This is a genomic window from Streptomyces sp. NPDC031121 (assembly GCF_055570615.1).
The window spans coordinates 86,096-109,327 of sequence record NZ_JBVIGV010000015.1 but is presented as its reverse complement, the minus strand read 5'-3'; the positions used below and the strand labels follow the sequence as shown (position 1 = coordinate 109,327).

Here is a 23,232-nt window from a genome sequence, read left to right as displayed (position 1 = left end):
GCGTGTCGAGGCCACCGACGGCCGGGCTGCGTCCGGTGTCGGAACACCACCTTCCGCGTACCGGATGCGGTCCCCCTGTCCTGACGCCCACGAGCAGGACCCCGAGCCGCACCGGCACAACGCAGATCGCCGGCTGTTGACCACCTCGCAGTGAGGTGGTCGACAGCCAGGGGCGGCCGGACCAGCCGCCCGCTCGGGGGACGGCTACGGCGCGGCGGTGAGGTCCACGCCCAGCAGGTTCGACAGGTCGACCACCGTCTGCCTGGGGTCCTTGTTGTGCACCCCCGCGAAACCGAGCTGCTCCGCCGCCTGGACGTACGCCTCGGTGTCGTCCACGAAGACGCACTGCTCGGCAGGCATCTCCATGAGCTTGAGCGTGATCTCGAAGAGCTCGGGGTCGGGCTTGCGCAGCTGGTGGTGCTCGGAGATCACCACGACGTCGTACAGCTTCTCGAGGTCGTAGCCGTCGTAGAGGTCCCAGGGCGTGAGGCCCACCGAGTTGGACAGGATGCCCACCTTGATCCCCGCTCGCCGCGCCGCGGCGGCCGCGTTGATCAGCAGCGGCTCCGGACGCAGGCCTCCGAAGATCCTGCCCATCAGGTTGTCGGGAGAGACGCCCAGCTTCTTGCCGGCGAACTCGTTCCACTCGGTCTGGCTGACCGCTCCGCGCTCGAGGTCGCTGGTGATCCGGACGCCCTCTTCGTCCTGGTACAGGGCCGAGATGCATGCACCCTGGGGAAGCCCTTCGCGCTGCTCGAAGGCGAGCACCACGGGCAGGAGCGGTGTGGTGAGCACGCCTCCGAAGTCGAGGACGAGGCCGGTGTGCTGAGACATGCAGGAACTCCAGTGCTGAGAATCTGGGCGCCGCCCGTACTGGACAGCGTTCCGGCCCCGGCATCCGCGTGGCGGCGACAGCGCCTGCGCTTCGCTTTCCAGGGTCGGCGGTATTTACAGGGCGGAAGACGATGCCACCCACTGTCTGGCCCACGGCACCAGCCACGTCTTTGAGGGACTGACGGCCCCGCCCGAATCCGAAGGGCGGCAATAGCGCCTGGGGCTGTTTTCTATTTCACGCGGCCTCCCCATCGAGTCGACTTCTTCAGCGTTTTACGCGTCCGGTTCAAGACTCAGCTCCGCAGACTGCTCCAGAAGCTCTTGAGCGTCGCCCGGGGTGATGACCGCGTAAGCCTTGCTCACTCGCACGAGCCAAGCCGCCTCGCTGTTCGTGTCGACGAACGGTTTTTCCTGGAGCGGGCCCGTCGCGTATTGGCTGGGCTTCGTGGTGGCAGCGGCACGGAGCGCCGCGGCGATCCAGTACGCCTCGGCGCCCGGCTCGGGGTCGGGGTGCGACGCGGCTGCCTCCTCAGCAGCCCACAGGAGCGTCTCCGGGGCGTAGTACCGGAGCTTCTCGCAGGCATCAGCGATGTCCTGGGTCCATCGGTCCAGGCGGACATCGCTGGGGACCCGCATGTGGATCAGCTCGGCCAGGCGCGACCCGGGCGGGTAGAGACTCGTTCCGGGGAACGCCTTCACCAGGTCGAACCAGAGCGGGTGAAGCCGGTAGAGGGTCTTCCATGTCTTCCAGCGAGCAGCAACGACGCTGGTGGTGGGGATGCTCGCACCTACTGCCACGATCAGGAAGAGCAGGTTCATCCACATCGCCGTGAGATCAATGAGCATCTCCATTGTGGAATGACTCAGCGGGAAGAATACCGCCGTCCACACGATGACGATTCGGGCCGTCGTGTGGAGGAGCCCCATCCACATCGAGATTCCCATGAGCCTGAGACCGATTCGCATACTGATCGTCTCGGCTTCTCGCGCCCCACGCGACCACTGGTAGCCGCAGACGGCGGCTGTGACGAGCGGGAAGAAGTAGAAGACGCTCATATACGCGGCGGCGCCTAATTCCCCTGCATGATCGCTGAGGAAGTCCTCACTTTGCCGCCGGCGGTCCACAACGGTGAAAAAAAGAATGGTGAGCAGGGTCACGCCGACCGCGCCCACCGGATAGGAGGCACGGGCGATCCAGCGCGACACCGTGACGTGCCGTGGCACCACGGCTTCGGAGCTCTTGCCGTAGCTGGTCGCAACGTACGTCAAGGACGCGATGAGGGCGGCGGTGCTGGCGAAGTGTCTCAGGAGAGCGTTCAGATCGATCACGGGGATGCGGTCCACGGCCTGCATCGCTGCTGGTGTGTAGAGCCACAGGGCCACGGAGAATCCGGCGTAGCCGCCCCAGAGGGCTCGGCGGTGCGCGTCACCGTACCGGACGGCGGGGAATCGCCAAACGGCTATGAGGGTCATCACGGCCGCGGTCAGGTACCTGAAGAAGTCGAGCATGCCGTCCGTCATGCGCTCTTGGGGCCACGCCGCGGCGGAGCAACCGGGTGGGAGAGCGAGGACTCCAAGAGGCTGACCATGTCGTCGCCGGCCAACGACTGACGGCGGGCCGACCGCTTGATCAGGGACGCCGACAACTCGGCCTGCTGCTCCTCCGGGCTGTCGTAGTTCACGCGGCCTTGGACCAGAGCCAGGGGGAATCGACGAAGGACTTCCTCCCGGATGTGCTCAGGGACGTATCGCTCGACCTCTTCATCGGTCAGGGTGCTCCCATGGTCCAGCCACTCGTGCGCCAGCTCATGAAGGATGATGTGCTCGGTCTGGTTCCGGCTGGACCGGCGCCGGTAGAGCACGACCGTGAACTCCGGCGTCCTGACTCGAAGGCCGCAGGCTGTGCCCAGCCCTCCGTCTGGGTCGTCAAAAGCCACCAGCCGAATCTGACGCTTGAGCGCATGCTCCATGTTTCGGACCAGCGCCTCGACACTGAAGGGTGTGGGCACAGGCAGATCGGCAAGCAGCTTCTCGCACTCCTTCAAGAGCGCGCGTCGCGAAGGGTCCCTGCGCCACTGCATGACTGCTCTCGCGAGGTGCATCGGCGTTCTACCGCCTGGTTCTGCACGCAGCCCGCCACTCTCCCCGCTCCAGGCGGTCCCCCGTAGAGCAGCCCACCTCATCGCCCGTCCCCCTCGCCCCTGCCCCGTTTGCTTTCGGAGCTCCAACCCACCCCGCGCTCAGTCATGCGTCGGCAGGCTGAGCCAAGTAGTCGTCAGACTTTTCGCGTGTGCAGTGAACCCTCGCTTCGCTGCCCAGCGTGACGATGTGTGGTGACCATGTGCAGCACGTCGTAGACGGCGTCCAGCACCATTGCCACGGCATCCACCGCCCGCCCGGGTGTCTGCTTGACCGCGCCGCCCCGCTGCGCCGCGCAGACCGCGACGGCAGCGGTGCAGAGACAGAACAGGCCCATGCCTATCGGTAGACCCAAGACACCGGCGTGCGGTTCCATGAAGTACGGGATTTCAGCGGCAAGTTCGAACGCAATGGTGAACGCGAAGGCCAACGCGATGACGGCGCCCGTGAACGCCCGGGTGACAGTGCGGTGGACCGGTCGTGGTCCACGGACACTGCGCGGGCGGAAGATGTCGTCGAACGGCTGCGCCCGGCGCTTGGCTTCCTCAACGATGTTCCCGGCCGCCCTGCGTACGGCACGGTGGCTGACCGTAGGCCCCTTGCCGACGCGGCGAGCTTTCCACCGCATGTACTGGCCTTACCCCCCGTTGCGGAACAGAACAGCATGACCGGGTCAACCAAAGGTGTTGAGTATCCAGCCCACTTGAGAGTTCGTAAGATATCCCTACGCACAACGATCCTGTCAAGTCGATTGCATTTAGCGTGGGTTCGGGTGTAGTCGGGATCTGCGCCCGCTGCATCAGGCTGCCGGCGGCGAGCGCCGCGGGCACCATCGTCGAGGGGTACTCGGCGTGGTGACGTCCGACTGGGGGCGGCCTTGCGCAGTGCGGCCGGGGATCCGTAGCGCTCGAGGAGCCGGCTGACGGCAGGGTGGTCCGGCCGTAGACCCAGGACCAGCTTCCAGTCATGCGTGGAACCGGATGAGCAGGCCGCGTATCCGGTCGCTGGTGCGGGTGGCCTCTGCGGCGAGGTCCTGGCCGAAGCCTTTCAGGGCGGTGGGTTCGGCGGCGATTGCGTCGGTCAGCTCGAGCGAGCGCAGGCTGTGCGGCGTTGTCCGGCCGCATCCGCGATCACTGCCGCGTCCTTCGCACCGGCTTTCGCTCGCCCGGGTAGAGGTCGGCGATCCGTCGCATGGCGAGCCCGGGCAGGTAGGCGCCCTCGCAGCCGGCGTCGCGGGCGACGGTCAGGGGCAGGGCGCCGATCGAGGCGGGCTACCACGATGGCCAGGGCGGTGGCGAACGTGGCCTCGAGCTCTTCGAAGACGGCGCGCAGCTTCGGTTCGCTGTCGGGCATCGGCTTGTCGAAGACCTTCTTCCCGGCCGGGGTGAGCCCATGGCCGTGGGGGCGGTCCTGCCGACGTCCATTCCGAGGAAGACGCCTGTGCCTTCGGTGCCCGACATCGCATGCTTCCGCAGGCGTTGACCGTGTCGGCCTCGGCGGTGGCACCGTGCTCGCGCATCAACGGGTACCCCGAAGAGGTGGGTCCAGCTGATGGGGCGGGGTGGGTTCGCAGAAGGTGCCGTCTCGGAGCATCGCGAAGAGGATGTCGGCTCGGCGTCTGGCGAGGCAGAGGATGGCTTGGGCGTGCCGGCCCCCTTGACTGATCTTCTTGTCGCATCAGCTGCGGGAGGTCGGTTGGCCGGGGCAGCGAACGCAGAGAGAGGAAGGCTCGTTTGGGCGCCGGATCCGTCGCCGACGTCGATGAGGATGCGCCCTTCGGTCCTGACGCCGATCCCCGGCATGGACGTCAGGACCTTGGCGACATCGTTTTCAGAAGACGCTGAGTACCTCGCTCACTGCATCGCGGACTCGCCTCCCGAGGCCTTGACCGCGCCTGGCGCGGTCAAGCCGGCGACCCGCCGGTAGAGCCCAAAGGCGCAGCCGGCGAAAGCCAGGTACAGGAGCGCCGCGGAGACGGGGTTCGCCAGAGGGAAGAGCACCTGCGCCGGGACAAGGGCGGCAGCGAGGTTGAAGCCCAGGTGCAGGAGCACACAGGGCCACAGCACGCGCGTGTGTTCGTAGACCAGGGCCAGGAGCACCGCCAATGGCAGGGTCGAGGCGAACTGCACGGCGTTGCCGTGCAGCAGGCCGAACACCACGGCGGTGACCAGCGTGGAAGCGAGGATGCTCACCCGCTTGCGCAGCAAGGGGTAGACCAGCCCCCGGAACAGGGCCTCCTCCCCCGCAGGAGCCGCGACCATGGCGAGCAGCAGGGTCGCCAGCACTCCGGCCGCGTGCCTCGTCTGGTTCGACGCGTCGAAGCCCGTGGAACCGGTCGTGGCGTAGATCCACAAGGCCGTCGACTGCCCGGCGAGGAATGCCAGAACCGCGCAGCCGACGGCGGTCCGCCCGAAGCGCGGAACTTCCACGCGCGGCCGCGGGGCCGGCGCATGCGCGAGCCACTGGGGCCGCTGGATCCTCACTGAGCCGACCAGGATGACAACAAGCATGCCCAGGACGCAGGTCGCGACGATGGGCTCTCCGATGAGGCTGACTGCGGCGGTGCCCAGACCGAGGTAGACCGCGACGACGGCGAACGGCACGAGGGCGCACCACCCGATGCCGAGCAGCCGCGAAGTGGTCGGTGGCGTCGTCATGGTCTCCTCCTGTACGGGCTCAAGCACCCGTGGTGATCTGTTTCGATCTCTACGACCGGCGTGGTGAAGCCGTGCCCGAAGGGCTTGAGGCCCTCGGTCCGGCGCACCAGCTCGAACAGCGGCCGCAGATCGTGAGGGCCGGCGTCGCAGTCGGCGTCCGGGCCGAGTATGAGATCGCCTTTCGGGCCATCGGTGCTGTCAGCGAGCAGCGCGACCCGGGCGGTCTCCTGCGGCACGGCGACCGGGTGGCCCAGCTTCTCGGCCTGCGCGACGCGAAGGCCGCAGGCCTGCTGGTGTCCCATGGCGCTGAGACCGTCGTGCTGCTCCAGGCTGGTGACGATGTCGAACCACCCCGGCGCGCGGCCGGAACCGCTGACGAGATCGTCGGGGCCGGCAGGCCGGTTGACGACGACCGGGTGGCCGTTGAGCCTCATCATCCGGTTGGCCGACAGTCCGTACATGCCGGGGGGCGCGTCTCGGATCCTGACGACCCGGGCGAAGGTCTTCAGCACGATCGCGAAGCCATCGAGGCCCCGGTAGAAGACCGGGTGATGCGGCTCGGTGCGCAGCGGCGGCTGCATCGGTATCGACTGCTCGATGTCGATGGCATCGGGGTCGGCGTCGAACCCGCTCCAGGGATGGGGGATGGTCTTCGGCGCGGCGACGCGCAGCGGGCGGGCAATCGAGATCGCATCGCGCACCGGCCGGCGGTTCGCGTACAGCACGGGCATGACGTCGGAGACAGTGCCGAGCCCGGCGAGCAGACGCAGCAGGCGGGTCTCCCAGCGCTTCTCGGGCCGGTGCACGCGGGTGTATGCCTCGATCGCCTGGCAGAGGACGTGGGCACCGCAGACCCCGGTGTGGGCGTAGGCCTCGTCGATCCGGCGCGGGTCGACAGTGATGTCCGCGGTCGAGCCCGACGCGAACTCCTCGTGGTGGTCGGTCACCAACGTCGTCCAGCCCGGGACACGCGCGGCGGCGACACCGCGGTGGCCGTTGATATCGGCTCGTTCTCCTTCAGGTACTGATCCGACCGTCCCGTGCGCTGACACAGCGGCGTGAAGAGGTCGATGTCCTCGTCGGTGAGCGAGTGGTCGTCGGCGGCATGAAGCGTGGACATGGTGGAGGCCCTCTCGATGGGGTCGCTGGTCGGTGGAGAACGAGGTACGAGACGCCCTTTCAATGTTGCTGCGATTTTAGCAGTAACAGTCAGTTCTTCTGCCAATTTGCCAGCACCTTTGGGTCTCATTCGGGTCCCAGATGGCGCGCCTATATCGAATGAGTTCGACAGGCTTTCCAAAGTTCTTGCAATCGGCTACTGTCACCGGTATGGCTATTCGAAGCATTGTCGAGTCAGATCTCAGCGGTAAGCCGGATGCGGCTACCGTGACCTTCGGCCTGGGAGACACCTGGTACGAAGTCGACCTCACAGCTGAGGAGAGGAAGGACCTTGAGGCTGCGCTGAAGTCGTACCTGGAGGTCAGCCGGAAAGCCGGGAAGCCTGCGCCCAAGAAGCGAGTCGTACCTGAGACGACTGCCGAGGAGCGAGACAAGATCCGCGAGTGGGCCAAGAAGGAGGGCTACGAGTTCGCGGATCGGGGGCGCATCCCGAAGAAGGTCATGAAGGCCTACGACGAGGCTCACGGCATCGATCGGAGCAACTAGCGCCGAGCCTGATGTTCGCCTCCCGGCCGATTTCTCTCCTTCACCCCCGATGGGCCCTGCAGCACACTGCAGGGCCCATCGCGCGTCTTCGGGCCGGATGGATCACACGGGTCGTCTTGGTCCCCGCAGCTCACACTCGAGCCCTGCAGCGGATGGCGCCGTGCGAGACGTGCCCCGGTGCATCCGGCATGGGCTGCTCCTGGCATCGCTTCGGGCATCCGCGCTGCCGGCAGAGGCCGAGGAAGGCCGTGCACAGCACCTGAGCCCCCGGCCTCGCGGAAGGCCCGGGCGGCGTCGACCACCTCCTGGTTCCGCTGGAATCCGGCTGCTCCCGGGCCGACCAGTCGGCGGGAAGGACGACGAGCTCCGAGCCTGCGTCCCGCCACATCAGTTCCGCCCTCGCGTCAGCCCCCTGGGACAGTGCCCCGGAAGAACCACCGGCCGGGTGACGTTCTTGGGCCCCCGGCCGCGCCAGGCGTCGTCGAACGCCTTGCGCATGCTCTCCGCCTCGTTCCAGCTGCGGGAACCGGCGACCTGGAATCATTTCAGCAATCATTCAGTCTCCTCTCCTGGTGACTCGGCGGTCTCCACAGCTGGAGTCGAGAGCCGCGGTCCTGGCGCCTGTGCAGGCGCGGCGGCCTGCGTGCCGCTGCCCCATTCCGGCCGCCCGGTAGTGGACCCGCCGATCACGGCCAGGTCCTTCTCCCGCTGGAGCTCGACGCGAATCCGATCGTCACCGCACATCGCAAGAGGTGGACGATGTACATCCCGTCACCGCTGCGGGGGATGTTCACGGTGACGACCGTGCTGTTCTCGTCGTCAGTTGAGTCGACGTCGTCGACGTCCCCGGCTTCGCCGGAGCGCATCCTCGCCAACGGCTTCGCTGTTTGACTTCTACAACTCCGCCACGCAGCGGGCTCCTCCCTCGCAGAACGAGTTCAGGCCGGGGCCGTGTCGTGGTGCGCCTCTTCGTGGACTCGAGTGGAGTGGCGGCCACCGAGTGCGGACCCCGGTGGGTCCGTGCGATCTCGATGTCCGGTCCAGCTCCCGCGGCGGCACTGCCGGCTGACGACCCGGAAGGTCCCGCTGGAGTGGTCTACCCCGGGCCGGATCGCACTGCCGGCCACCGCGCGATGCGTCACTTCTCGGCTGAGCCAGGCGCTGCGTGCCTGCCCATCCACCATCGCACCCTTCACCCCTGCCCACACGCCTGCGGACGACTGCGGCGGGGCGGTGTCGGGGGTCGTAACTCAAGCGCAGCGCCGGCATGGCCTGAGGAAGCGCCGGCGACCGACGGACCGGCGAGCCAACCGACCGGTGGGCCCGTCGGCCATGTCTGACACGTCATCGGAGCGCGGTGAAGAGGCCGAGCGGAGCGAGGGGCCGCAGGACACGTGTTATCAGATTCCCTTATGCCCTTTTTCTTTTTCACTTCTCTGTCGCCATCCCACCGTTCCACGGCTGGAGCATTGGCGAAAGCCTGGAACACCAGGGGAAACGGGCCGTACCCTCTCGACTCGTACCCCTCCCCCGTTTCGTTCAGCGGGGGTACGGGGCAGGCTGTCTCGCCTGGTCATCACGTCTTCTGGTGGTACTGCTGCTTCGCCGTTCGGGATAAGGCCGTACCCCCGTGCCGAGCCGTCCTCGTGAGTCACGAACGAGGCGGGAAACGGGTCTGCTTCCGACGGGGCACAGCTCCGGTCCATCCCCTTGCCGCCGCAGGCGGCGCAGCCCTCGCCCGGCAGCGGATCCGCCCTCTCGCGACGCCGCCGCTTCGGCTGTGGATGACGCTCGACCTCATCGCTCGCCGCTGACGGCGTGCCGGCCTCGCACCATCGTGCTGCGCCGGCTGCACCAACCTGGCTTCGCCGTGCTCCAGTCGTTGCTCCGGTGCTGCATCGGCAGCATGCCGGCGCACGTCACGCACCGCGGCCGAGGCGGGCGTTCGGCACTGCCTTGTCGACACGATCCGACCCCGGGCCGTGTTTCGTTTCGCTCTTGCGCGGCAAGCCCGGGGCGGTCTCTCGTGGACGCATCGGAAGAAGAGGGCCCCGGCTGCTGCGACCACCTGCCCATCGGGCAAAGCGAGCAGCCCGAGGGGTATCGGAGCGTTGTCGCCTTCCTCCAGGCGGTGGCCTCCGCAGCGATGCCTCCGAGCCTCTTCCACCCCGCGGCCCATGCTGCGCAAGCACGTCGTTCCTCCCCCGCTCGCCGGGCGTGGGGGCCTACTCCCGCTTCGCCCCTTCTCTCTCTGCGTAACCTCGTCGGGTCGATGACGCCCCGCGCCGACCGCCGCACCGGCACTGCGTCGGTGTCTCGCTCAGAGCTGTGCCGGCCACGCTCCGCCGGCGTCCGTGACCGTCGCCACGTACATGCCGGAGGGCTGCAGCAAGGGGTGCGGTCAGGCCTCTCGGGCCCGTGAATCAGCGCTCACCTCGCGTCTCTGCGGTGACCCATCGGAACGTGCAGGGGCCGTGACCGGGACACGTACGAGACACCGACTGCTACTCCTGGGTCCCTCGAAGTCCCGCGCGTGTCCGCACGGCATCTCGCGCGCGCTCCAACGGTGCCGCCCCCGTGTCGCACACAGTGCCCTCGGAGGACACATCTGCATCGGGAAGCCGGGTGGTGTCTCTCACGAGACACAGTCGGGACACGAGTGGAAGCCTGCGTGTGCCCCCGTGCAGCTTCCCCGAGACCACGCCCTGACGCCAGGTGTCTCTCAGGTGTCCCGTGCGAGCCCTTGCTGCGTTGCACGGGGGACTCATGGGCGCATGGCGCCCTCGGCTTGCGCCCAGCCGTCTCCGGCAGGGGCACTGCGGCGTCTCACAGGCGCCCCCACCAGAGACGACTGACGACACTAATGGAGCCCGACTCGTGTATCGAGTGGGACTTGCATGGGCTTCGATAGGGACACTAGAGTCGACTCATAGCGATTCGCATTCAAAAGAAAACATGAAGGGTGGTGAGTCCATGTGACAGAGCGAGAGACATCCCGCGAACGACCGGATGGAGTGCAGGAGCGAGTGGCAGGGCGAGGTGGGTGCGATGGCGAATCGGCCGAGTGAACCTCGCAAGGTCCGCTGGACCGTGCCCGCTGCCGACACCTCGGTGATCGAGTGGCTCGATCAGCAGGAGAACATCTCGCAGTCGCTGCGACTGCTCATTCGGGAGTCCATTCAGCGCGACGGATACGTCGACGTCTACTACAAGCCCGTCGAGCAGCTGCCGCGTCGCGGCCGGCCGCCCCTGGAGAGCACCGAGCAGCGCGAGGACGACGAGGCGGTCACCGAGCGCCGTCCGGCCGCCATGCCTGTTCGGCGGCCACGGCCCGTGGTCGCCGACCAGGCCGACGCCGTCGTCGAGAAGACGGCACCAGGGCCGGTAGCCCAACACGAGCCGGTTGCCACACCTGTTGAGACGGTCGGGGATCCTGCGGTAAGTGCCAGCGGCCCGAACCCGGAGCCTCCGAAGCAGGCCTCCATTGACGAAATCATGGCGAGTACTCGGCGCTGAGTGACGCGGTGAATCTCATTTTCCAGGCAGACGACACAGACACCGAGGGACCGAATTCATGAGCGCCAACAGCAACGACATCATCACCCTCACCGGCGGCATCGACGTCGGCAACGGCTACGTCAAGGGCGTCATCCAGAATACGAAGCGGGAGATCTTCGACGAGATCGATCTGCCCAGCGCGGTCGTCTCGACGTCCCGCACCTCGCCGAAGGTGCCGCTCCCCGACGCGGATGCGGCCTCCGTGATGGCCGGCGACTTCTACAACCAGATCGACTGCTCACTCACCACCACACTGGTAGCGGCGTCGGACCGCCGGATCTTCGGCCGGGCGGCGCTGAGCGTGCGCGGCTCGAAGTTCACCGAGTTCGAGGTACTGGGCAAGCACTCCAAGGCTGATCAGGAGCTGAGCAAGGTCCTGGTCCTGGGTGTCTTCGCCGCGAAGGCCCTGCGCGACTACGTCCGCGAGAACGGCGCGCTGCCCGGTCACGAGCTGCGCGTGCAGGTGCGCGCCGGCCTGGCGCTGCCGATCTCCGAGTTCGTCGCGCGCCGCCACGCCTACGCCGCAGAGTTCATCGGTCTGCTGGGCAGCTCCGACCCCGCGGTGCACCTGGTGACGATCAAGAACTTCAGCACCCCGGTCTCGGTGCGCCTGCAGTTCGTCGACGTCCAGGTGATGGCCGAGGGTGCCTCCGCGCAGTTCGCCATCACCGACAAGGGCGAACCTCTGGCCCAGGCTCTTCTCGATGATCTGCGCACTCGCGACGCGTCCGTGGTGGAAGGGGTCTCGGCCTCCGATCTGGTGGCGGTGCAGAACACCATCGGTGTCGATGTCGGTGAGGGCACCGTGAACTTCCCGGTCTTCACCGATGGGCGGTTCAACCCCGAGGCGGCAGCCACGCTCGACGAGGGCTACGGCACCGCGCTGATGAACGCCATGGAGCGCATGAGTGAGTCGGACGCCACGCTGCAGTTCTCCTCGCGCAAGCAGCTGGCGGACTTCCTCCACGCCAAGCCGTCTGTGCTGGTGAAGAATCGTCACCAGCGCGCCGTCGGCTTCGTCGAGGACGAGGCCGGCTACCTGGTCGAGGAGATCGCCTCGTCCTTCGGCGACGTCCTCTCCCAGGCCGGTGCGACGACCGAGGTCGTCTACGTCTACGGCGGCGGCTCGGGTCCCATCAAGCACCTCCTGCACCCTGCGCTCCTGAAGGCCGCCGGCGATGTGCCCGTGCTCTACCTCGACTCGAGCTACTCACGGCACCTGAACCGCGAGGGCCTGTACATCGCGGCACGGCACGTCGAGCAGCAGGCCCTCGCCGCGAAAGCCGGCGGGCAAGCACAGTAAGGCGCCACCCTCGGGCAGCGGGTGAGGGCCGAACGCGTACGCCGCAGAGGTACTTCGCGACCCGCGCCTGATCGTGGGCATCGAAACAGGGCAGGTAGGAGGAGGCGCTCGGAGTCTGGCGATCTCCCCCGGACGAGGTGAGGATTCGGCAGTGAGACTCCCTCCGCTGCTCTGCAGCGGAGGGCCTGGCTCACGGCTGTACTCCTGGCGTGGACGTGATCTTCCGAAGGGCCGACCGGATCAGCTCCGCTGATCAGGCGGAAGACAAGAGCCTGGTGCAGTTGCCGGCCACCGTTCGAGAAGAGACCACTCGGGCTTGCTGTGACGGAGCCGCTCGGTCACGGTGGCCGACACCTCGGAACACTCGCCGCTCTCGGCGGCCGTGCTCCACGCGGTGCCGCGCGCGGTTGCCCTGGTCGCAAGTTGCCGGCGTCGCCGTCTCGGGCGCGGCGGCGGCAGGAGCGGGGGGCGATCTCCCGAACGATGCTGCGTGCCGTCGTGGTGGTCATGGTTCGGTACGGATGCTGGAGTGCACGGGCCGGCACAGGACAGGGCAAGGCGGTAGCCGCTCATGGAGTCGGCCAGGCCGACTCCTGGCGGAGCGAGGATGTTCTTCGACGTCAGATCCGGATCAGCTCTGCTGATCCCTTGTGCGCACGGCCTTCGCGGGGCGAGTAAGGCGAGCCACGAAAAAAAACAGCACCCCGGCGCCGCGGTTGCCCGAAGGCAGCGCGCGCACCGGGGTGCTGGGGTGGTTGGAGCTGCATGGATCTCCAGGGACACGCCCCAGGGACCGTCTGCAGCGCTCAGGAGTCGAACCCGTTCCGTGGGTGGCCCGCACGGTGTTCCCAGTGGCGTACGCCGAGGGTCAGCCGGCGCACTGCGGATCAGAACCGCGCCGTGCAGAGCCTCACGCCCATTCGGACATGACCTTCTGGATCAGGGGCAGCACCGTGGGAGGCTGGAGGTTGAGGGTGGCCAGGGCCTCGGGGGTGGTGAGGGATGTCTCGACGAGTTCGTAGGTGCCGCGATCGTCACGCGTGAACTCGCTGCCCGTACGGTCGTCGAAGGCCCAGGTACGGACCTCGGCGAGATAGATGTGCTGGATCTCTTCGCGTTCGGTGTCGGTGAGAGTGCCCAGCAGCCGGACGATGTGAGCCTTCCCGGCGATCTCCTCGTGGATCTCACGATGGAGAGCCGCTTCCGGTGTGGGGTCGCCCTCCTCGATGCCGCCGCCGACGAGGACGTGGTAGACGTCGCGGCCGGGGATGGTGCGGCGGATGATGAGCATGGTGCGGTCCGGTGTGATCAGGACGGCACGGACGCGTTCTTTCACTGTGTCTCCTCAGGCGTTGCTGTCGAGTAGACCAGTTCATCATCCGGCCGCCACCACCGTGGAGAATTCGACCGGGGGTGAACCCGGCCGAAGAAGATCAGCTCATCACCCACCCGCCATCAACGTGGAGGCTCTGACCGGTGATGAACCCGGCCGCAGGACTTGCCAGGAAGGCGACAGCGGCGGCCACGTCCTCCGGCCGCCCGCGGCGGGGAACGCACTGGCGGGCGATCTGGTGCTCGGGGGAGACCCGGGCGGCGGGCGGGAGGGCGTTCTCGGCAGGAACCTGGATCGCCCCGGGCAGGACCGAGTTGACGGTGATCCCGCCCACGCCGACATCGCGGGCCAGGGACCGGGTCAGTCCGATCATCGCGGCCTTGGCCGTGGCGTAAGGGGTGAGCTGGCGACGGCCCACGAGGGCGTTGATCGAGCCGATGTTCACGATCCTGCCCCACTGGCGTGCCGTCATGCTCGCGGTGACAGCCTGGCACAGGCGGCGCGGAGCGTGGAGGTTGACGGCGAGGGACTGCTCCCAGTCGGCCTCGTTCAGGTCTTCCCAGGCGATACGGGGGTAGGCGCCGGCGTTGTTGATCAGGATGTCGACGGGTGCCAGGGCGTCCGTGACGGTGGTGATCAGGGCGGCCGGGAACTTCGGATCGGTGAGATCACCGGAGACGGCGATGCCTCGGGTGGGCAGCTGGTCCAGGAGGTCGGCGGCGGCCGCGTCCTCGTTGTAGTGGGCGACGGCGACGTGGGCGCCGGCGGTGGCGAGGGCACGGCAGATCGCGGTGCCGATGCCACCGGTGGCTCCGGTGACGAGAGCAGTGCGGCCGAGCAGGGGTCGGGCGCGCAGCGACTGATCAGTGAGGGAGAGGGAGGGGTTCACGAGAGCTCCGTTTCGAATGTGTGCTGAGTGAAGAACTCGGTGGCGTTGCTGCTCGGCTGATGGAGTTCGGCAGCTTTGATCAGCGTCAGGAGGGTGTCGGTCGTCGTGATGGGCCAGGGACGGACGACACCGAGGACGCGGAGGGTGAGGAAGGGGCGCAAGTCGTGCCAGGGGATGTCGGGCAGGGCTCGCAGGGCGGTGGTGAGGGCGGCTCGGCGGCCGGGGCCGGTGTTCCAGCGGTAGTGGATGTCGAGGTGGCGGAGTCGGGGGTGGTGGTCCAGGTGGGTGATCCGGGGGGTTGTGAGGGGCGGGAGGGCGAGGCGCATGGTGCGCTGGTAGGTGTCGGGTTGATAGGTGGGGACGAGCCAGCCGCCCAGGCCCATCAGGTACCAGAGGAGGTTGGCGGCTTCGCCCGGAAGGGTGTTGAGGCCGGCGAGTGCGAAGTCGAGCCAGCACAGGGGGTCGGCGATGTTGGGCTCGGTGGGGTCTCCCTGAGTGTGTCCGCACACCCAGCTGCTGTCCGGTGTCAGGATCTGGCGGGTGGTACGGACGATGTCGGGGAGGTTGATGGTGAGCGGCCGACCGTTGACGGTGATCGTGTGGTCGGCGAGGTCGGCCACAGTGAGAGCGGGAACGTTTCCTTCGGCCGGAACGACGGAGTGGCCGGGGTGCAGGTACCAGGTGTCCAGGCGTCCACCGGGTCGGATGCGGTCGGCGTAGAGGGTGGGAACGCAGCTGCTCAGGGGGTGTCGGCGTTCGTCCGTGAAAGCGGCGGTCAGGTCGTGACACACGGCTTCAACGAGCTTGACGAGACGGGGTATGTGGCTCGGGTCGCGGTCGGCGAGGGCGATGAGGTCGCCGAGGAGGAGTTCGCACCGTCCCTGAGCGAACACGTCGTCGAAGACCACCTGGCTGCCGTCCGGCCCGTCGTGAAGACCATGGAGCCGGGGTACGGAGAGGCGGTGTTTGATCAGGCGGTGGCCACGAACCTCCCCAATCGCGGCCGTGCGATTGGGGAAGTCCTTCGCGAAGACTTCGTCGGTCACTGCTCCACTCCGTTCATGGTGTCGTCCCACAGGTCGAGGATGATCCGGGCGGCCTCGAGGGCGGCGGCGCGGTCGGTACGGGCGGTTCGGGCCAGGGAGGTGTCGTGGCCGTGGGCGCCGAGGAGCGCGGTCAGGGCGTCCTCGTCGGCGGAGACCGGTGCGCGGCGGAACTCCAACTGCACCTTCGCGGACAGCGCCGTCACCTTGTAGAGGGCGTGCAGATCGCCGGCGCCTGCGAGGATCTGGCGGCGGATGTCGAAGGTTGCCTGGACACCGTTCATGACGGTGGCGGCCACGATGGCGGCCGGGTCCGGAGCGGGGAGCCGCAGGCCGTTTCGGACCCACAGCGGCGTGATGTCACCGGCACCGATCTGGGCCAGCACGTGCTGGAGTCGAACGGACACGTTGCCGGTGCGGCATTCGGCGAGCGTGACGACGCTGACGCCGACCTTGACGCCCTCCAGGTCGGGGCGGAGTTCGGCCAGCACGTCGGCGAGGGGGCCCAAACGGGCGTTGTCGGCGACGACGAGCACGTCGAGGTCACTCCACCCGCTCCGGTACCTGCCCTTGGCGGCGGACCCGGTGACGGCCAGCAGGTCCACCACCGGGTCAGCGCCGCCGGTGGTGCGGTCCAGCAGCTTGTGCAGGTAGGACTCCAGGCTGATCGGGAGGCCCAGGGTGTTCACGGGCTGCGTCTCCGGGTGCCGTGCGGGCCAGTGGCGGTCGAGGACCAGCGCGTCCAAGCAGCGCTCCAGGCGGAGCCGTGTACCGGAGTTGTCGATCACCCGGTCCGCGATGCCCGCGATCCTGTCCGCGCCTCGACTCTCCTTGACGAGGTCGCGTACGGCCACGTCGTCGGCTCCGGTTTCGCTGCGTGCGCGGCGGGCCGCCATAGGCGTGTCGAGGTACGTGACGGTGACCTGCCGTCCGAGCAGTCGCCGGAGTGCGGCGGTGGACTCCAAGGAGTGCAGCGACTCGATCGTCACGTCGGTCAGGTAGTGGTGGGCCGTCAGGTAGCGGTCCAGGGCGTCGACGATCAACTCGGCCTGGACGTCCTCCGTGACCGCGTACGGGTCGGGAAGGCCGGCGTGCGCGGCGGCGGTGTCGAGCAGCCACCCGATCTTGAGGCGGGCGTGGCCGTGTCGCACGCGCAGGTACTCGCCGGCGCTGCTCTTGCCGCTCTCGGACAGCCCGGCGAGCGCGATGACCTGCACCCCGTCCAGGGCACGGGCAGGGACGGCCGGGTGCCGCGGGTGCAGCAGACGCCGGATGTCCCGCTGCACCTCGACGATGGAGCGGCCACCGATCAGCACCGTGTGCGAGAAGCGGCCCTCTTCGGTGGCCATGACGTGGAGTCGTTCGTGCAGGGCCTGCTGGTAGCGGTCGTAGGGCGGGGTGACGCTCGCTTGGTGGGCGAGGCTGTGGGTCACGTTCTTGCCGATGTCATTGGAGAACGCCAGGTAGAGGGAAAGCTCAGCGTTCTCGGCGGCGCGAAGGTCCGTGGCCCACGGTTCGAGCAGGGCCCGTGCCCGGTCGGCCGCCTCCGGGGCGGCCAGGTTCTCGCGGACGGCAACGGTGGCGGCGACCGACGCCTCCAGCATGGGGATGCCCCGGTCGAACAGTCGCAGGCTCTCGTCGCCGCGGGCGGCGGATCGCGCGAGGTAAGAAGACGCGAGGACGTCCGTGAACTCCTCGATGCGGCTCGTCTCGAACCACCACCCGGCCATGTCGCCCCGGATGTCGGTCCATCGAGAGTCGTGGTCGTGCAGGGCGCCGGCGAGCGCCGCAGCCGGGCCGATCCGGCGGCCCAGCAGGCCGATCTGCGTGGTCTTACCCGTGTTGTCGGCCCCGCTGAACGCGACCGACAACTTCGTGGACTCGTGATTCATCAGGCTTCTCCTCCTACTGCGCGGGCAGCACAAAGCGCTGCCCACCACGTGGGTGTTCAGGGAAAGGGGTTCAAGTGCGGGATCCGGCCTGGTCGCGGCCAATCCCGATGGGTTCAACACAGAGCCGGACGGGGGATACAGCAAAGCGCCCGGATCGACGACGTCGTCCGAGCGCAGTTGGCTGATGGGGCTGAGATATTCAGTTGTCCGTCATGCCCCCATCCGGATCGGCTTCGCCGATCAGATGATTTTCTCTTTCAGTGCTTCATCCGAATCAGCTGCGCTGATCGATTGCGTCGTCATTCCGAGCCCCGGATCGGCTTCGCCGATCAAACTCGCGTTCTCCGCCGAGCAACCGGCCGCTCCCGACCAGACCAACGGCGTGATGTCCCCTGGCTCGGCATTCACTTGACCTGCGCCAAGACGTGCCAGGGGTTCTGATGCGGGATCATGTCGGCACGTGGCGTCATCATGAGCCGACGAGTTCCGAGACAGCCGCGCTGACCGAATACCTCGCCATTCCGAACCCCGGATCGGCTTCGCCGATCAACTTCACTTGGCCCGCGCCAGGCGCACCACCAAAGGGTTCTGATACGCGATCATGTCGGCATGGCACGTCGTCATGAGCTGACGAGTTCCGGAGAGCGGCTGCGCTGACCGAATACCTCGTCACTCCGAACCCCGGATCGGCTTCGCCGATCAAATTGACGCTCCTCGCGAGCAACCGACCATTCCCGACCAGACCACGGCGCGACGCCCCCCAGCCCGGCAACGAGGTGGGACGACCGGCGGGTGCTGAACGGAATCGTGTGAAGCCGCGGACGGCGTCGGCGTGACGTGCCGGCACGGTGCGGGCCCTGCCCGGCTGGGGCCGTTGCAGGCGCTGGAGCCGGCAACGCGTCCCGTCGCGGACGTACACCCCGCTGGTCATGGCATCGGCCCGGCCGGCGCCGAGAACAAGGCCGATGCCCACGTGTGGCGGGAGTCGAACCTGCCGGCCGTGGCCGCCGGGACGACGGTGATCGGGGACGTTGCCTACCTGGGCACCGGGCGGCGCGGCAGGTGTCCCGCTCGCCCCGAACCAGGGCGTTCACCCGGCCGAGCCGGCCCGGGGTCGGTCGGGACCGGTGCTGCCCGCCTGCCGCCGGTCGGTGACTTTGGCGATCACGGGTGCTGTGCCTTCCGGGTCGGTCGGGCATGCGGCGGCCGGCCCGGCGAGCGCCTGGGCGAAACAGGCGGCGGCCGAGGTGGTCGCGGCACTCATGCGTCGGCTTTCGTTCGCTGGGCGATCTCTTCGTCGAGTGGGTACGCCTCGCCCCACTGGTTCGGCTCCTCGACGGGGTGGCCGCGCCCGATGTCGCGCAGCCGTTCGCGGCGGCGGTCCTGGACGTAGCCGCGGCAGAGCAGGGTGTCGTGCTGGGAGGTGGGCCAGTTCGAGGCGGTCGCGCACCACCCGCAGTGCGGCGTGCGGGTCAGGCTGCGCCGGATGGCGAGGGCGAGCAGAGTGGCCGCGCAGCCGAGCAGCGCGCCGATCGCGAGCACCATGTCGTGTCTCCGTCCGTCGTGGTGGTGTTGGCGGCGCGGAAGACGCCGACGGCGGCATCTGCGCTCGTGTCGTATGTGAGGCCCTCGGGTGCCTCGTGGGCCTTGCGGTTCGCGGTGGTGGCAACTCGCCACCGGGACGGGGTCACAGCCCCGGTGCCGACCAGTCGGGGCCGGCGCTTGCTGCGCCCTGGCGGGTCGTACCCCAGGCCAAGGTCTGGGTGGTGCGCGCCGTGCATTGTCCGGCGCTCTCCTTCCGAAGTGGACACGCGTCAGAGCGTGGCCCCCTGCGTGAACTCCCGGCCTCCAGGGAGGGACGCGAGCACTGCGCCGCAGGCGCGAGGGAGCCGACCGCAGCAGGTCGAGGCCATCTCGACTGCGAGGCAGGGCAGTTCCTTGCACCAGGCTGCGCCCTGCTGTCGCAGAGCCCTCCGGATCAACTCTGTTGATCCCCAAGCGCCAGACGGGCCCGCAGGCACTCTGCGCAACCGAGTCCCGCTCTGTGCAGCCTCTACAACCCCTATCGCGCGACATTCCGACTCACCGCAGACCATCATCGAATGGCAACTCGAATGAGATACCCTCAGAGACCAGTGGATCCAATCGGACTGGTCGGCAACAGGGGATGCGAGGCGAGAAGAGATGAGGACCTGGCGGACGAGGAAGGTTGGGCTCTCCACTGCGGCGCTGACTGCGGGCGTTGTGCTCGTTGGGTGCTCCAGCGGCAACGGCGGAACGGCCAAGGAGACTCTGCCGTCGCCTGCATCAAGCCCGGCGGCGAGCACAGCCAAGGTCGCCGACACGGCTCTCGGCAAGGCGCTGGACAAGCTCGCCTTCCAAGGCGCCGGAAGCTCCGGAAAGAACAGCGGAGCTTGCCTCGGTGGCGCGGTGCGGAACGCGGGAATGTCGGAGAAGGCGCTGGCCTACATCATCAAGGCCGACAGCGACGACATGGGCGCGGTCATCGGCGGACTGAGCAAGGTGAGCGAGGACGACGCCGCTCTGCTGGCCTCGCGGTCGCTGCGCGAGGCCTTCGACGGGTGCGTCAGCGAGGCCGTACTTCCGAACAGCGGTAGCCCCAAGGCCCAGAGCTACACGCCGCCGGAGGCAGCCGCGAAGCCAGTGGCGGGCAAGCCGAACCTGAAGCCTGCCTACCCGGTCCGCGCGGATCAGCCGGTCAGCTCTTCCATCGAGCTCACCAAGGGCCTGGTCTCGATGTTCTCCTCCTACGCCCGTGACGAGAGCCAGAAGAAGACCTACGCGGCGGCCGGCCAGTGCCTGGCGACCTCGGTGTACAAGGCCGGCTTCAGCCAGGAGACGCTGCACTTCCTCGCCGGTGGTGCGCCGCTCGGCACCGGGTCAATCGTCGACCACGTGCCGAACGACAAGGACAAGGCGATCTGGCAATCCCCGAGGTTCACCCAGGAGCTTGTCGACTGCACGGCGAACGCGACGCCGACTCCCCCGTCCGAGTCCTGAGCGGGCGCTCATTCAGACTGGCCCACCTCCTGCGGCAGTGCGTGGCAGGGGGAGCTGACTGGGCGCGTCTTCGACTCTGCCGATGCTCGACAGGTAACAAAAAGAGTGGCAGATGTCTTATCCATTAGCGCCGATAGTGCGACTTCACGGATTGGAGAGGCAAGGCATGGAGAAGCCGCAGATGACTGCCGCACACGAGTTGGACAAGACGACGCAACCTGTGCGCGGCGCGAGGAAAAAGCCGTCGGCCGGGACCCAGACCGGCAGCGGTGGCCGCCAGGGCATGTTCGTCCGGCTGAGCTCGGACGAGAAGCAGCGCGCGGAGTACTGGGCCGACAAGCGCGGGTTCTCCTCGGTGAGCGAGTACGTGGCCGAGGCGGTGGTCGAGAAGATCCGGCGCGAGAACCTCGACTATGACCTGCCGACCCTGGAGATCGCGCGGCTCAATGAGCTCGTCGATCAGGTCGCGGCGCTGGCGAAGAACTCGGCGAACCTCGAACGTGTCGTCACCACGGGCTTCGACTCGCTGATCGGGCTCACCCGCGGCGACAACTACCTGCTCGACGAGGAGGACGGTGAGCTTGTATGAGCCGGGACTTCGCAGAGATGCTGGAGGCGGCCACGCCCACCGACGAGTTGATGGATGTGGACACGTCCTTCCTCGACGCCTACCGGCGTGCTGGGAGCGAGGAGTTGAAGCGCGACCAGTCTCAGGCCGCACGGCGTGGGCCTGCGGCGGCAACACCCGGGCCGGAGGTTCGGTTCGATGAGACCGGCGACATCGACTCTCAACTCGGGGTTGAAGGTCCGCGGGCTGATTTCGACGGGCAAGCCGAAACGGATCGCCCGAACCTGGAGCAGGACCGCGAGCCCGACGTCGGCAACTCCGAACGCGCCGGCAGATCCCATCAGCGCGGTGGCGCCGGCGGCGGGCAGAACACCGCTGACGGGCTGCTCCCGGGCGGCGTGCCGGCGGGCCCTGCGGCCGACGACATCGCCCCGCCGGACGAACCCGAGCAGGTGGGGCCCGGATCGCTGCAGTTCACCGGTGATCGGCGCGCCGCGCAGAGCGCGCCCTCGAAGAGGGGCTCGGGCAGCACTGCCGAGACCGCCGCGCTCCCCCAGTCGGGCTTCCGGCTCGTCGGCATGCAGAGCCAGCCGCACATCAAGGCGCTGCCCGAGAGCGTTGTGAACGCGCTGCGGGAGCAGCTGCGAGCAGCCGCGGTCCGTGAGCTGGGCGTGAGCGACAGCGCCGCTCGGGAGTTCAGCCGGCGGCTGAGCCAGGGCACGCTGGTGATGGCGTTCCTGCTGGCACAGCTCGACCTGCGCCTTGATGCCGATCCTGCCACCGAGCGCGCCGTGGAACTCTTCCGCTCCCGCGACCCGCTGCTGGGCAGCGTGTTGACACGGTTGATGAGCATCGAGGCTGTCGAACGCGAGCGGGACGGGTTGTTGCGCAAGCTGCGCGACGAGCTGGGCGAGGTGCGCCAGACCAGCGCGGTGATCGAGCAGGCGCTCGCATACTCCATCGCCGACCGCACGGAGAACTTCCTGCGGGGCTCGCACAACCTTCATGACGCGCCGATCACACACAAGGAGGCGATCCATCTCCGGGACATGGCCCGTGAGGCGACCAGGAAGCAGTCGAGGCTCGAACGCGAGCGGGAAGGGCGGCCGATCCGATGACCGCGATCGGCGCCGCCCGCGCCGAGGGCGTATGGCAGGCCGCTCCAGGTGGACCGAAGAGGGTCGCCTTCAAGAAGGTCTGGTCGGGCCACGAGTTCACCGATGACGAGGTGGCCAAGCTGCTCGCGGGCGAAACGATCTCGTTCGAGGCGAGGCCGAAGGAGAACAAGCCCTTCCCGGCCACCGGTGCGCTCGGCGTCGGCAACTTCAGGGGTCGCAGGTTCGTCGGGTTCCAGCTGGAGGTGCCGGACAAGCCGACGAAGTGGTCTGGCCGGACGTTCACGCCGGCGGAGGTCGCGGCGCTCCTGGCGGGCCAAGCGCTGGAAATCGACGACTTCGTCAGCGCGCGGACTCGCAGGACCTTCGGTTGCAAGGTCACCTGGGACGCGCAGGCCAGGAAGATCATCCCTGATTTCGGCTCCGACGACGAGCCACCGCGGTCCTGGTGCCAGGTGACCTTCACCGATGCGCAGCGCAAGGACCTGGCGGCCGGTAAGACCATCCAGGGCACGGGTTTCGTCTCGGCCAAGGGCAAGACCTTCGACGCCCGCATCTCCTGGAAGAGGCAGGGCGGCAAGAAGAAGATCGTCCCGTCGTTCGGTTGATGGCGGCCGGGTAGTGACGAGTGGGAGCGGGTCCAGACCTGGGGGCCCGCTGCTGCCAATCACGACAGGAACGAGGATGCGGGGGGAACGATGCGCGAAATCACTCAGCCGGGCGACCGGGTGGCCTGATCGGCGACGTACACAGCGACGCCGGCGACGCCATGTTCTTGCGCGAGGCAGTGGCGGCGCCGGCGTCCGGTCCGGTCCGGTCCGGTCCGGTCCGGTCCGGTCCGGTCCGGTCCGGTCAAGGAGACGCTGTGTGGCGCCGAGGCGCACCCCCTTCGGCACTCTGAGCGGGCAGTGCTCGACGGGATGTCGGTTCGTCAGGAAGGCCTCGACCAGAACGGCTCCTCCGATGCGTTGGCCGTGCTCGGCCTGGGCGACGACGTTCCGCGCCTCGAGGCGGAAGCGATGGACTGAGCGCCACCGCTTCCGCGGTGCGACTGATCCGTCAGCCGTTCAAACAACACTCGACGACTCGGATCAGCCAGTCAGACTCGCCTCACACAGCCATCCGACTCCCTTTCACTCTCGTTTCGAATGACTTGTCTAAGATAGGATGCCATTCGCGCGCCTCACACATGAAGGCTTCTCGACAGGTCGAGCA

Annotated in this window: 21 protein-coding genes and 2 pseudogenes; 9 read left to right on the top strand and 14 right to left on the bottom strand. The window is 67.9% G+C overall.

Features of this window, described 5'->3' with window-relative positions; translation table 11 throughout:
• Positions 1-204 precede the first annotated feature (204 nt).
• The 8 genes and pseudogenes from ACZ462_RS26420 to ACZ462_RS26385 form a co-directional block, all read right to left on the bottom strand.
• Positions 205-834, bottom strand: coding sequence for an HAD-IA family hydrolase (locus ACZ462_RS26420; protein WP_467805481.1), 630 nt, complete (start codon positions 832-834; stop codon positions 205-207).
• Between the two features lie 273 nt (positions 835-1,107).
• Positions 1,108-2,343, bottom strand: a complete 1,236-nt coding sequence (locus tag ACZ462_RS26415; protein WP_467805480.1) for an MAB_1171c family putative transporter — start codon at positions 2,341-2,343, stop codon at positions 1,108-1,110.
• Between the two features lie 8 nt (positions 2,344-2,351).
• On the bottom strand, positions 2,352-2,915 hold the full coding sequence (locus ACZ462_RS26410) for a hypothetical protein (RefSeq protein ID WP_467805479.1): 564 nt from the start codon (positions 2,913-2,915) through the stop codon (positions 2,352-2,354).
• A gap of 194 nt (positions 2,916-3,109) precedes the next feature.
• Entirely contained in the window at positions 3,110-3,601 is a 492-nt protein-coding gene (locus ACZ462_RS26405; protein ID WP_467805523.1) for a hypothetical protein, read from the bottom strand.
• A gap of 233 nt (positions 3,602-3,834) precedes the next feature.
• Positions 3,835-4,433 (bottom strand): annotated as a pseudogene (locus ACZ462_RS26400) (IS110 family transposase); the annotation flags it as partial.
• Positions 4,434-4,826: 393 nt separating this feature from the next.
• Positions 4,827-5,630, bottom strand: a complete 804-nt coding sequence (locus ACZ462_RS26395) for a lysostaphin resistance A-like protein (RefSeq protein ID WP_467805478.1) — start codon at positions 5,628-5,630, stop codon at positions 4,827-4,829.
• A complete protein-coding gene (locus ACZ462_RS26390; RefSeq protein WP_467805477.1) occupies positions 5,627-6,577 on the bottom strand; it encodes a single-stranded-DNA-specific exonuclease RecJ in 951 nt (316 codons plus the stop codon). Before ACZ462_RS26390 ends, ACZ462_RS26395 begins: the two co-directional genes overlap by 4 nt.
• On the bottom strand, positions 6,574-6,855 hold the full coding sequence (locus ACZ462_RS26385; RefSeq protein ID WP_467805476.1) for a hypothetical protein: 282 nt from the start codon (positions 6,853-6,855) through the stop codon (positions 6,574-6,576). Before ACZ462_RS26385 ends, ACZ462_RS26390 begins: the two co-directional genes overlap by 4 nt.
• Before the next feature lie 104 nt (positions 6,856-6,959).
• Between ACZ462_RS26385 and ACZ462_RS26380 the strand changes: the two genes are divergently transcribed.
• The 4 genes from ACZ462_RS26380 (at position 6,960) to ACZ462_RS26365 (ending at position 12,156) form a co-directional block, all read left to right on the top strand.
• A complete protein-coding gene (locus tag ACZ462_RS26380) occupies positions 6,960-7,295 on the top strand; it encodes a histone-like nucleoid-structuring protein Lsr2 (protein WP_467805475.1) in 336 nt (111 codons plus the stop codon).
• A 759-nt stretch (positions 7,296-8,054) separates the two neighbouring features.
• The gene (locus ACZ462_RS26375; protein ID WP_467805474.1) at positions 8,055-8,186 is read left to right on the top strand and encodes a hypothetical protein; all 132 of its coding nucleotides are present in this window, start codon (positions 8,055-8,057) and stop codon (positions 8,184-8,186) included.
• 2,199 nt (positions 8,187-10,385) lie between these two features.
• Entirely contained in the window at positions 10,386-10,811 is a 426-nt protein-coding gene (locus ACZ462_RS26370; RefSeq protein WP_467805473.1) for a hypothetical protein, read from the top strand.
• Between the two features lie 58 nt (positions 10,812-10,869).
• On the top strand, positions 10,870-12,156 hold the full coding sequence (locus tag ACZ462_RS26365; protein ID WP_395509896.1) for a hypothetical protein: 1,287 nt from the start codon (positions 10,870-10,872) through the stop codon (positions 12,154-12,156).
• A 910-nt stretch (positions 12,157-13,066) separates the two neighbouring features.
• Here the strand turns inward: ACZ462_RS26365 and ACZ462_RS26360 are convergent.
• From ACZ462_RS26360 to ACZ462_RS26340, 5 genes are all read right to left on the bottom strand, one after another.
• Positions 13,067-13,492, bottom strand: a complete 426-nt coding sequence (locus tag ACZ462_RS26360) for an NUDIX hydrolase (protein WP_467805472.1) — start codon at positions 13,490-13,492, stop codon at positions 13,067-13,069.
• Between the two features lie 97 nt (positions 13,493-13,589).
• Positions 13,590-14,378: an SDR family NAD(P)-dependent oxidoreductase gene (locus tag ACZ462_RS26355; protein WP_467805471.1), complete on the bottom strand. Its 789-nt coding sequence runs from the start codon at positions 14,376-14,378 to the stop codon at positions 13,590-13,592.
• Positions 14,375-15,424: a hypothetical protein gene (locus tag ACZ462_RS26350; protein WP_467805470.1), complete on the bottom strand. Its 1,050-nt coding sequence runs from the start codon at positions 15,422-15,424 to the stop codon at positions 14,375-14,377. Before ACZ462_RS26350 ends, ACZ462_RS26355 begins: the two co-directional genes overlap by 4 nt.
• Positions 15,421-17,313, bottom strand: a complete 1,893-nt coding sequence (locus ACZ462_RS26345; protein ID WP_467805468.1) for a nucleotidyltransferase domain-containing protein — start codon at positions 17,311-17,313, stop codon at positions 15,421-15,423. Before ACZ462_RS26345 ends, ACZ462_RS26350 begins: the two co-directional genes overlap by 4 nt.
• A gap of 240 nt (positions 17,314-17,553) precedes the next feature.
• Positions 17,554-17,721, bottom strand: coding sequence for a hypothetical protein (locus ACZ462_RS26340; RefSeq protein WP_467805467.1), 168 nt, complete (start codon positions 17,719-17,721; stop codon positions 17,554-17,556).
• A gap of 515 nt (positions 17,722-18,236) precedes the next feature.
• Here ACZ462_RS26340 and ACZ462_RS26335 point away from each other — a divergent pair.
• A pseudogene (locus ACZ462_RS26335) lies at positions 18,237-18,364 on the top strand (IS5/IS1182 family transposase); the annotation flags it as partial.
• Positions 18,365-18,573: 209 nt separating this feature from the next.
• On the opposite strand, the gene ACZ462_RS26330 reads toward ACZ462_RS26335, so the two are convergent.
• The gene (locus ACZ462_RS26330; protein ID WP_467805466.1) at positions 18,574-18,858 is read right to left on the bottom strand and encodes a hypothetical protein; all 285 of its coding nucleotides are present in this window, start codon (positions 18,856-18,858) and stop codon (positions 18,574-18,576) included.
• Between the two features lie 885 nt (positions 18,859-19,743).
• On the opposite strand from ACZ462_RS26330, the gene ACZ462_RS26325 reads away from it, so the two are divergent.
• The 4 genes from ACZ462_RS26325 (at position 19,744) to ACZ462_RS26310 (ending at position 22,625) form a co-directional block, all read left to right on the top strand.
• Positions 19,744-20,334, top strand: a complete 591-nt coding sequence (locus ACZ462_RS26325; protein ID WP_467805465.1) for a hypothetical protein — start codon at positions 19,744-19,746, stop codon at positions 20,332-20,334.
• 166 nt (positions 20,335-20,500) lie between these two features.
• Positions 20,501-20,923 (top strand): hypothetical protein, encoded by a 423-nt coding sequence (locus ACZ462_RS26320; protein WP_467805464.1) that lies wholly within the window; start codon positions 20,501-20,503, stop codon positions 20,921-20,923.
• The gene (locus ACZ462_RS26315) at positions 20,920-22,020 is read left to right on the top strand and encodes a hypothetical protein (protein ID WP_467805463.1); all 1,101 of its coding nucleotides are present in this window, start codon (positions 20,920-20,922) and stop codon (positions 22,018-22,020) included. The genes ACZ462_RS26320 and ACZ462_RS26315 overlap by 4 nt, the downstream gene beginning before the upstream one ends.
• Positions 22,017-22,625, top strand: coding sequence for a topoisomerase C-terminal repeat-containing protein (locus ACZ462_RS26310; RefSeq protein WP_467805461.1), 609 nt, complete (start codon positions 22,017-22,019; stop codon positions 22,623-22,625). The genes ACZ462_RS26315 and ACZ462_RS26310 overlap by 4 nt, the downstream gene beginning before the upstream one ends.
• The last annotated feature ends 607 nt before the right edge of the window (positions 22,626-23,232 follow it).

Excerpts from the sequence above, each read along its gene's own strand:
- ACZ462_RS26420 (WP_467805481.1), bottom strand. The coding sequence starts at position 834 with ATGTCTCAGCACACCGGCCTCGTCCTCGACTTCGGAGGCGTGCTCACC.
- ACZ462_RS26415 (WP_467805480.1), bottom strand. The coding sequence starts at position 2,343 with ATGCTCGACTTCTTCAGGTACCTGACCGCGGCCGTGATGACCCTCATA.
- ACZ462_RS26410 (WP_467805479.1), bottom strand. The coding sequence starts at position 2,915 with ATGCAGTGGCGCAGGGACCCTTCGCGACGCGCGCTCTTGAAGGAGTGC.
- ACZ462_RS26405 (WP_467805523.1), bottom strand. The coding sequence starts at position 3,601 with ATGCGGTGGAAAGCTCGCCGCGTCGGCAAGGGGCCTACGGTCAGCCAC.
- ACZ462_RS26395 (WP_467805478.1), bottom strand. The coding sequence starts at position 5,630 with ATGACGACGCCACCGACCACTTCGCGGCTGCTCGGCATCGGGTGGTGC.
- ACZ462_RS26380 (WP_467805475.1), top strand. The coding sequence starts at position 6,960 with ATGGCTATTCGAAGCATTGTCGAGTCAGATCTCAGCGGTAAGCCGGAT.
- ACZ462_RS26375 (WP_467805474.1), top strand. The coding sequence starts at position 8,055 with ATGTACATCCCGTCACCGCTGCGGGGGATGTTCACGGTGACGACCGTG.
- ACZ462_RS26365 (WP_395509896.1), top strand. The coding sequence starts at position 10,870 with ATGAGCGCCAACAGCAACGACATCATCACCCTCACCGGCGGCATCGAC.
- ACZ462_RS26345 (WP_467805468.1), bottom strand. The coding sequence starts at position 17,313 with ATGAATCACGAGTCCACGAAGTTGTCGGTCGCGTTCAGCGGGGCCGAC.
- ACZ462_RS26330 (WP_467805466.1), bottom strand. The coding sequence starts at position 18,858 with ATGGTGCTCGCGATCGGCGCGCTGCTCGGCTGCGCGGCCACTCTGCTC.
- ACZ462_RS26320 (WP_467805464.1), top strand. The coding sequence starts at position 20,501 with ATGGAGAAGCCGCAGATGACTGCCGCACACGAGTTGGACAAGACGACG.
- ACZ462_RS26315 (WP_467805463.1), top strand. The coding sequence starts at position 20,920 with ATGAGCCGGGACTTCGCAGAGATGCTGGAGGCGGCCACGCCCACCGAC.
- ACZ462_RS26310 (WP_467805461.1), top strand. The coding sequence starts at position 22,017 with ATGACCGCGATCGGCGCCGCCCGCGCCGAGGGCGTATGGCAGGCCGCT.